Source organism: Paraburkholderia sp. GAS348 (assembly GCF_050434205.1).
Taxonomy (GTDB): domain Bacteria; phylum Pseudomonadota; class Gammaproteobacteria; order Burkholderiales; family Burkholderiaceae; genus Paraburkholderia.
This window is the reverse complement of record NZ_JBNPVT010000006.1, coordinates 305,875-314,340: the sequence shown is the minus strand read 5'-3', so window position 1 is coordinate 314,340 and position 8,466 is coordinate 305,875. Positions and strand designations below refer to the sequence as shown.

Annotated in this window: 10 protein-coding genes and 1 pseudogene; 4 read left to right on the top strand and 7 right to left on the bottom strand. The window is 62.5% G+C overall.

What is annotated here, in order from left to right:
• Positions 1–32: 32 nt before the first annotated feature.
• Positions 33–674 carry a VC0807 family protein gene (locus tag P3T22_RS13755; protein WP_429325236.1) on the bottom strand — a complete coding sequence of 214 codons (642 nt, stop codon included), beginning with the start codon at positions 672–674 and terminating at the stop codon, positions 33–35.
• Positions 675–825: 151 nt separating this feature from the next.
• Here P3T22_RS13755 and arfB point away from each other — a divergent pair, with 151 nt between their 5' ends.
• Positions 826–1,230 carry an alternative ribosome rescue aminoacyl-tRNA hydrolase ArfB gene (gene arfB, locus P3T22_RS13750; protein ID WP_063495739.1) on the top strand — a complete coding sequence of 135 codons (405 nt, stop codon included), beginning with the start codon at positions 826–828 and terminating at the stop codon, positions 1,228–1,230.
• 57 nt (positions 1,231–1,287) lie between these two features.
• On the opposite strand, the gene P3T22_RS13745 is transcribed toward arfB, so the two are convergent.
• Positions 1,288–2,607: an EAL domain-containing protein gene (locus tag P3T22_RS13745; protein WP_236720923.1), complete on the bottom strand. Its 1,320-nt coding sequence runs from the start codon at positions 2,605–2,607 to the stop codon at positions 1,288–1,290.
• Positions 2,608–3,158: 551 nt separating this feature from the next.
• Between P3T22_RS13745 and P3T22_RS13740 the strand changes: the two genes are divergently transcribed.
• Entirely contained in the window at positions 3,159–3,449 is a 291-nt protein-coding gene (locus P3T22_RS13740) for a putative quinol monooxygenase (protein ID WP_063495741.1), read from the top strand.
• A 126-nt stretch (positions 3,450–3,575) separates the two neighbouring features.
• On the opposite strand, the gene P3T22_RS13735 is transcribed toward P3T22_RS13740, so the two are convergent.
• The 3 genes from P3T22_RS13735 to P3T22_RS13725 form a co-directional block, all read right to left on the bottom strand.
• Positions 3,576–3,833: a hypothetical protein gene (locus tag P3T22_RS13735; protein WP_007182306.1), complete on the bottom strand. Its 258-nt coding sequence runs from the start codon at positions 3,831–3,833 to the stop codon at positions 3,576–3,578.
• 199 nt (positions 3,834–4,032) lie between these two features.
• Positions 4,033–4,275, bottom strand: coding sequence for a hypothetical protein (locus tag P3T22_RS13730; protein WP_063495742.1), 243 nt, complete (start codon positions 4,273–4,275; stop codon positions 4,033–4,035).
• A gap of 244 nt (positions 4,276–4,519) precedes the next feature.
• Complete coding sequence (locus tag P3T22_RS13725; protein ID WP_429325235.1) at positions 4,520–5,239, bottom strand: YdcF family protein; 720 nt, start codon at positions 5,237–5,239, stop codon at positions 4,520–4,522.
• A gap of 266 nt (positions 5,240–5,505) precedes the next feature.
• Here P3T22_RS13725 and P3T22_RS13720 point away from each other — a divergent pair, with 266 nt between their 5' ends.
• A complete protein-coding gene (locus P3T22_RS13720; protein WP_063495743.1) occupies positions 5,506–5,829 on the top strand; it encodes a hypothetical protein in 324 nt (107 codons plus the stop codon).
• Positions 5,830–6,203: 374 nt separating this feature from the next.
• On the opposite strand, the gene P3T22_RS13715 is transcribed toward P3T22_RS13720, so the two are convergent.
• A complete protein-coding gene (locus P3T22_RS13715) occupies positions 6,204–6,458 on the bottom strand; it encodes a hypothetical protein (RefSeq protein ID WP_063495744.1) in 255 nt (84 codons plus the stop codon).
• A gap of 294 nt (positions 6,459–6,752) precedes the next feature.
• Positions 6,753–7,148 (bottom strand): annotated as a pseudogene (locus P3T22_RS13710) (transposase); the annotation flags it as partial.
• Between the two features lie 405 nt (positions 7,149–7,553).
• Between P3T22_RS13710 and P3T22_RS13705 the strand changes: the two are divergent.
• On the top strand, positions 7,554–8,456 hold the full coding sequence (locus tag P3T22_RS13705; protein ID WP_429325234.1) for a LysR substrate-binding domain-containing protein: 903 nt from the start codon (positions 7,554–7,556) through the stop codon (positions 8,454–8,456).
• Positions 8,457–8,466 lie beyond the last annotated feature (10 nt).

The window sequence follows — 8,466 nt, the reverse complement described above, 5'->3', positions numbered from 1 at the left end:
AAGCAGCCAAGCAGCCAAGCAGCCAAGCCCCCTCAGCTCGCGATCCCGCCCGGTTGCACGCGCACCTCGACCCGGCTGCGCATGGTCTTGCGGTACCACAGCGTCCATAGCGCCAAGGCGCCGTAAATGCCATAGCCGATGAACGGCGAGACCACCAGAAAGCGCTCGATCGGCCAGGTGAGCGCCATCCATGCGCGCAGCGCCGTTTCACCGGTCAGGCCGACGCCCCATACCAGCGTCATGAACCGCATTGCACTGACGAGAGCCGGCCGCTCGCGCCACAACGTTTCGAAGCGCGCGGCGCCGCCTTCCATCTCACGGGCGACGGTGGCGCGTGCGAGATAGAAGATCAGCGGGCGGCGCATCGGCAACGACAGCAGAAACACAACGCCCACCGCGCCGGACACCAGCGACTCGCGCAGCAACAGCATGCGGGGACTGCCGCCCAGCGCCATTGCCGCGACCGACAGCACGATGCCTGCCACGACCATCACGCTGAGCGCGTCGACGCGTCGAAAGCGAACCAGTTCGATCAGGCTCCAGGCGATCGGCGGTACAGCGGAGGCTATCAGCGCGCCGGTTTCGCCCAGGTGCGGCAGCGCAAGGCGGTAAGCCAGCCACGGCAGCAGAAAGTTGACGGCCAGTTCCAGCACAAGACCCGGACGGAGCTTCATATTAATTTACGCTGTAAGCGAAAACTGCAGTATCGGTGAACCGGCTGGGCCGAGGCAAATAGTTTTTCGCATCGACGGGCGCGCCCGATAGTCCGTAGTCGGTAATCGGCTACGCCCTGTGTACACTTGTGTCTCCTAGCTCAATCCAGTCATGACATCCCGCTATCCAATCCCGCCCAACGAAATCGAATTGACCGCAGTGCGCGCGCAAGGAGCGGGCGGTCAGAACGTCAATAAGGTCTCAAGTGCCATCCATCTGCGTTTTGACGTGCAGGCGTCGTCGTTGCCGGAGGTGCTGAAGATGCGCCTGCTCGCGCTGTCCGATCATAGGCTCACGCGCGACGGGGTGGTGATCATCAAGGCGCAGGAGCATCGCACTCAGGAAATGAACCGTGCGGCGGCGCTGGCGCGGCTCGATGAACTGATCGAAAGCGTCAGCGTGACGAAGAAGCCGCGCGTCGCGACCCGGCCGACGCGCGCCTCGAATCGGCGCCGCCTCGACAGCAAGACCCGGCGCAGCGAGATCAAGTCCGGCCGCGGGCGGGTAGAGGATTGAAGGGACTAAAGGGACTAAAGGGGCTAAAGGGACTAAAGGCGGCTGACCCGGTCAGGCTCAGCGTTTGCCGCCGCGTTCGCCAGAACGCGTATCGGCCGGCGCCGTCGCCGGCACAAAGTCGACGCAAAGCACATGCGTGCCATCACGGTCGAATGCGATTGCCGCGGTATAGCAGTCCTGGCCATCCGCGAGCGAATAGTGCGGCCCCATCATGGCGACGCGCCCCGGCGCGGCGAGCGCATGCTTGAAATACGCCCGCCGCGACCAGTTGCAGTGCGTATCGGTGTAGAGCGGCGCGAGCCGCAGCGGAGGGGGAGGCACCGAGGTGGCCGTAATCGACGCTTGCGTCTGTTCGCCTTGACCGTCGGTGATGAACACCCGGCGCGCTTCGCGCAGATGCCACACTTTTTGTGCCGCCTGCCGTAGATCGCCGGTGGCTTTGAAGGCGTCCGCGGCGGCGAGCACGGCTTCGGCGAACCCTTCGAAGCCAAGCCGCTGGTGGCCGGCATGGTCGAGTTCAAAAGCGGCGAATTTGCTCCACATCGACCCGATCAGCGCCGGTACCCTGGCGCACGCAGCCTGCACCGAACTCTGCGGCTGGCCGAGCCAGAAGCCCTGCACGAAATCGACGTCGGCCTGCATCAGAATCATCAACTCTTCGTCGGTTTCGACGCCTTCGGCCAGCACCAGCGTACCGGACTGATGGAGCATCGCAATCAGATGGCTGATCATCGAGTCGTCGCCTTCACGCTTGCCCGCACGGGCGACCAGCGAGCGGTCGAGTTTCACGATGTCGGGACGAAAGCGCCACACACGGTCGAAGTTCGAAAACCCGGTGCCGAAGTCGTCGATCGCAATCAGGAAATCGCGTGGCTGTGACGCCGCGAGCATGCTGGCGACGGCGGATTCATCGTCGGCAGGTTGTTCGAGTACTTCGATGACAATGCGCTCCTGCGGCAGGCCGAAGTGCGCCGAGAGCTCATCGATGAAGGTGCGCTGCGGCCAGCCGGTTTCGAACACCTGCGGACGCGTATTCAGAAACAGCCACCCGGTACTGATGCCTTGTTCCATGAAATTCGCCACATGCAGGCAGCGCGCGATGCGGTCGAGTTCGCGTGCGTCGGCGGCCGAGCGTGTGCCGGAGAAAAGCACTTCCGGCGACACCGGCAAGCCGACCGGATCGAACGCGCGCAGCAGGCCCTCATAGCCGACCACACGCTGATACGTGACGGACAGCACCGGCTGGAACACGCTGTGCAAGGTCAGCGCGCGCCATGTCGCGGTCCAGCCGGACTTGTCCCGGACCAGATGTGGGAGCAGGCCGCTCAGGGTCAATTCGCTGACGGTTGGCATAAAGGCGGGCATGAGAGCGGACATAGTGCCATCGCGGCAAGCGGGTGACGGGGCGCGCGAACCGATTCAGCGCGCAACGGATGCACAGCCCGGGCGTCGGCAGGGTAAGGTAGGTACAACCTGGGAACGCGGAGAGCAATGCCAGCCATGCTGGACTCCGGCGGGATTAGTCAAAACCAGTCTAGCAGTTTGCACTTTGCATGAATGTGCGGGCTATCACAGACGCGGGACGTGGCCGATTGCCCGGCAAACCGGCCGTAGCGCGGTAGCCGGCCTGGGCGTCGCGGGTGTTTCGCGTGAGCTTCGCACCCGTTTGCGGCGCGCAGGATCGATCATTTCGAACGCAATCAATCGCGCATATGAAGCCGAGGGTAGCAGGGCGGTGAGTGGCCACCCGCCAAACTCCAGGCAAGGACGGTGCACAGACGTTTCTCGCACGCGAAAGGCTTTGCATCAGGGTAAGCCAGCCGCCACGCTCGCTTGCCCGCCGCGATTGCCCGCCGCGCGTGGCCGCCTGCAGGTTTGGCGGGGGGCGCGTATGCTGCTGCTTTTCGTGAAAAAAACGGACGGCAGGCATGGCGGAAATCGCGGTGGTCGCAATCTCGGTGGCAAAGCCGGGCTATGAAGAGCAAGTACGCGAAGCGCTTGAAGGCATCGTGGGCCCGACGCGCAAAGAGCAAGGTGCGCTTCAATACGATCTGCATCGTGACGTGCAGGAGCCGCGCCGGTTCGTGTTTGTCGAGCGTTGGGAAAGTCAGGAAGCGCTGGCCGCGCATGCCCGATCCGCGCACATTGCGGCTTATATGGAAACGGTGGCGGATTGGGTCGAACACGCGGAAATCCGGGTCGTGTCGAAGATCGCGTAGGCGCTTAAGGGGTGAACAACGGGAGCGAACAGCGAGGGGGAATAGCGAGGGGCGAACAGCGGGGGGCGAACAGCGGCGAGCGCCGCACAGGCCGGATCCGGCCTGTGCGGCGCTCGCCGTTTATCTTTAGTGCGTGGCCTGCGGGACGTCGAGGATCAGGATGATGGTCCAGTCGGCATCGCCATCGTGGTGATACTGGCGCTCCGCGACGATGAACGGTTGCTGCTTGCCGTCCGGGCCAAGAAACAGCACGTCGCCTTCCATCGGCAGGCATTCGACGGGCGGCAGCGCGAGGAACGCTTCCTGACCGCCGCGCGGCATCAGTTTTTCGATTTTGCGAGATGCTGCTTCAGTCCATTCGATATCTAGCTGAATGTTGCTCATGCTGTCCTCCGCACCAAGGTGCGCACAGGTTAGGGGGATGCCGGCTGGGCGCCGGCCGGTGCGCGACTTTAGCATAACGTCAGCGGTGCGCAGCGGGCCTGCAGCAAGTTCATTAGACAACAAAAAAGCCGAAACCGGCGGTGCCAGCTTCGGCTTTTCACCTTCGCGGCGAGACAACGGGTGATGCTGTCAGTTGCGCTTACGAACTGGCGGCCATCGGTTTGGCGGCCTTCTTGTGATGCGGCGCCATCTTGTGATGTTTTTCCGGCATAGCCGGTGCGCTTTCCATTGCTTGCTGGCGGTTTTGCAAATCTTGCGCGCGTTGCTCGACGTCGGCGGCCTTAGCCGGATCGGTGCTCATCATGACGCCGCTGTCCTGCGCATAGGCCGCGCCCGTTACGGCACCGAGGGAAACCAGGATCGCCAGGGACACTTTCTTCATTGTTACCTCCGCAGAGTGGTTATGGACCCGAATATGTGCCTGTCCAACAGGAAAGACAATGCATTCTAGCCAGCAATATCCGCCCCAGCGGACGTTTTGTAACTGCAATGACAATTAGTTACATCTTGTTACGTTCAATCCACAGTCGTTGTCGATAACGATCTCGCGTCGAGCCGATAGTGCGTTGTCGATAGAAAGAATATTCGTATCTCTAAATAAATTGATTCGTCACGGCGTGTGAGATTCAGAACCATCCGATTGCACGATAGACATGAAATTGCGCGATTCCAATCAGTTCGTGTAGCGCAATCTCCGCACTCGCCAGATTGTCATAATGCGGTAGTACACCGAGACGTGCGCGCCGCGCGTTCGAGATCAACGGCTGTGGCGAGAGGCCGAAACAATGGAAGTCGAGCAAGGCGCGCGGCATCTGATACGCGGAAGTGACGAGGATCAGGGAATCGTAACGTGACCGTTCGAGAATAGCCGAGACGTTGCGCGCGTTTTCGTAAGTCGTGCGGCTGCTGTTTTCCAGCACGATGTCCGTACGCGGTACCTGTTTGCGCAGCAGGTAAGGCAAATAGGTATCCGCTTCGGTGGCGGCACGCCGCTGCGGATTGCCGCCGCTCACGATCACCTGACACGTGGCTGCCGTACGCTTGCAGGCTGCATAGTTCTCGGCGCTCACTGCGATGCGCGCGAGCACGTCGGGCGGCGGCACGAGGACGTCGTTGGCGTCGTAGATGGTGCCGCCGCCGAGCAAGATGATCGCGGTGCGCGGCGCGAAGCTGGCAGGCGTGTCGGTCTGCCGATACGGCTGCGCCAATTCCAGCAATGGAGCAGTCAGCCAGCCGGCGGCGAGCAGCCAGAACAGGGCGATCGTGACAATGGCGAGAGGCCGGCGAGCGCGTTTCCATAGCACGATTGCTGCAAAAAAAAGCGCTAATAAAGTGAATAGAATCAATTTAAATGGGGTAACGTATGACTTTCGGGATGAATCTATGGGCCTGCTATCGCGCCGCAGCGGTTGCATCGCCGGCCTGTAGAGAGAACGCTAACATGCCGTTCAGACGGGGGTTCCGAAAACGAGACGAGGCAGCACCTGGCGGAATTCGGCGGCGTGGCACGCCGCCTGCTACCAGCCAAGGGCGGGTGCCATGCGCGTCACTGGTGGCGCGGTGATGCGTTGGGCATTGATGTGTCATAGCTGCACTTTAAGAAAGAAGTGAGATGACCACGTATTCCAACGAAGCGGTACTTGAAGCGCTGCGGCGGGCGCAATATCGCCAGGTCCCATGGGCCAGACGGCCGAGTGTATTCCAATATCTTCGCGCGTTAGGCCTGATGGACACTGTTCGGCAGCGAACTGTCGCTCCGGCTCCGGGTTTTCACGCGCCTGTCGATATCGCCGTGCTCACCGAGCGCGGCAGGGCCGAGTTTGCGAGACTCGCGCACGACGAACGCCAGCTGAGCTGGACCGCACAGCGAATGAACGACTACGTCGTTGCGACAGCCGAAGCGCGCCCCGCGGCCGCTCTCGAAGCCCGGCCTTAGGACGGCGGGCAGCTGGCGCTATTTTTCCGGCCGCTTTACGCGGCTGGCGGTGATTTTATTGCTCCGCTTATTGCTCGGCTTATGCGCCTCGGGGCAGTGCGCATCGGCCGCCCGTTGATGCAAAAAAAAGCCCGTATCGCAAGGATACGGGCGTACCGGAATTACTACTGCCACGCTGTGCTAATGGCGTTTAATCAGACTGACGTTGCGCCGGGTGGTTCCCCCGATCGTTCAATTCGCCATGCAGCGGTTTGTTTCGCGGTTATGGTGAACGCTAGCGCTAGCGGACAACAGGAGCGGTCTCCGATACACGCGATCATCTGAAGCACGCCGCCGCTAGGTATGCGCTAGCACTCGCGCGTGTTAGCGCATATCTAGCGGCGGCGCGCGGGATCTTCGCGCGGCGGTTCCTGGCGCGTGCGTACATTGCTCGCGATATCGCCGCGCAGGTCGCCACGCGGCGCCGGCGGCGTGAAGTCGCGGCTGCGTGGATTGCTTTGCTGCCAGGCTTGCATCGTGACCGTGTGGTCCGGACGCCAGTTCCCGCCTTGTGGGCGCTGCTGTGCGAGCGCCGGTGCGGCCATTGATGAAACGACAATGCCGCACAGAAGCAGTGACATTGGTTTCATGTGAGCTCCCGTCAAGCCGATCGACTCAAGGCCTGTTTGCATACATATAAGGTATGCCGAGTAACGAAAGCACGCTGTAAGCAATAGTAAATGGATGTTTCGCCGGCGCCCATCGAGCCGCTTCAGGCGTCTGAAGCGACTCGGCAGTGAAGTCGGCGAAGCGGGGAGAGACGACTGCGCTGGGCGCGCCGAGGAGCGGTGCCCATTGCAGGCCGGGCGGGCGCCCACCTATGGCGCACGGCGGCCCAGATACTGCCTGGCGCCCGCAGGCGCCCGGAGGCAAAATTCGCGTCAGGCCATCTTGATCGGCGCGCGCCACGATTCCGGATTGGTCCAGAATGCGCCACGCAGGCGGTCGCGGCTCGGCGGTGCCGGCGGTTTCGCCGCGGTCGCGCCAATGCGGCCGCGCAGCGAAATTTCACGGCCGCTCGTGCCGAGTCGCTTAACTATTTCGGCGAGCGTACCATCGGCTTGCCATTCGTCGAAGCGACGGCGGCAAGTCGGCGGCGACGGATAGCGGCCCGGCAGTTTGGACCAGCCTTCGCCCGTCGACAGCACCCAAAGCACAGCGTTGACAACCGCGCGTGCTTCCACGCGTGGCCGACCGCGCCGTTCGCTCCGTGCAGGTTCCGCACAGAACAACGCCTCGACCAGCGCCCACTCGTTGTCTCTCAAATCGTCGAACAGCATCATGTTTCACCTCAGCGAAGCTAACTCCGGTGCGCTGCCCCGCGCCGCGCACTCTCCATGCACTCGATAGGCGAGTGCCAAGGGGGTCGGGCTTGCCACGGTTTCATGTCAGTCAGAAGTCATGGCGCCGACCCTGTGTGCATGTAAATGCAGGAAGTGTGCCAAGTCGAGTCCAACACCTGAAAGTCCCGTGACAGCGGGCCAGCGCGGGCGCTAGCTAGGGGCGTATAAGAATCCAAAAAACCCGTCTCGCAAATCGGGACAATCACCAATCTTGTGCAATCAGGCCCGGCCAGCGTGCGTTTGCGCCTTATTGCTGCATTGCAGCGAGGCCGTTCAATACGACTGTGGTGCGCATTTCGCCGTACAATACGCATCAAACGAGGTTATTGATGAGGTCTGTGAATGAATGTGACGCTGCGTCAGCTAAGGGTTTTCATTGAGGTCGCCCGTTTGCAGAGCTTCAGCCGGGCCGGCGATGAGATCGGTCTGACGCAATCCGCGGTCAGCCGCTGTGTGCGCGAACTGGAGGGGGAGATCGGTCTGAAGTTGATCGACCGCACCACGCGCGAGGTGCAACTCACGGACGTCGGCGGCAACCTGGTATCGAGCGTGTCACGCCTGCTGACGGATCTGGACGACGCGCTGCGCGAGATCCGCGAAATCGGCGAGCAGCGCCGCGGACGCGTGGTGGTGGCCGCGAGCCCGACAGTCGCCTGCCGGTTGATGCCTGGCGTAGTGGCGTCGTGCGGACGCCAGTTCCCCTACATCGTGTTGGGTCTGCGCGACGATGTGCAAAGCGACGTGGTGCGCAAGGTGAAGTCGGGCGAAGTCGATTTCGGCGTGATTATCGGCCCGTTTTCCGCCGACGACCTGCTTTGCGAATCGCTCATGACGGACTCGTTTTGCGTCGTTTCGCGCGACGACCACCCCTTGGCGGCGCAGGAGCGGGTGGCATGGACCGACCTGCAAGGTCATCAGCTCGTCATGCTCGATTACGCGTCAGGCAGCCGGCCGATCATCGACGCCGTGATGCAGGAGTACGGCGTGAGCGCCACCGTGGTGCAGGAGTTGGGGCATTCCGCGACCGTTTTTGGGCTGGTCGAAGCGGGTGTCGGCGTGAGCGTGTTGCCGTGGCTGGCGCTGCCGCTGCCGGCGGGCGCCTCGCTGGTGGCGCGGCCACTCGTGCCGCGCGCCGAGCGCACGGTCGAACTGGTGCGGCGGCGCGACCGCTCGCTGTCGCCGGCGGCGGAGGCGGTGTGGAGCCTGATTCGTCAATTGCCGGCGCGGGCGGAGGATCTGGGCTGATGACCCGGCC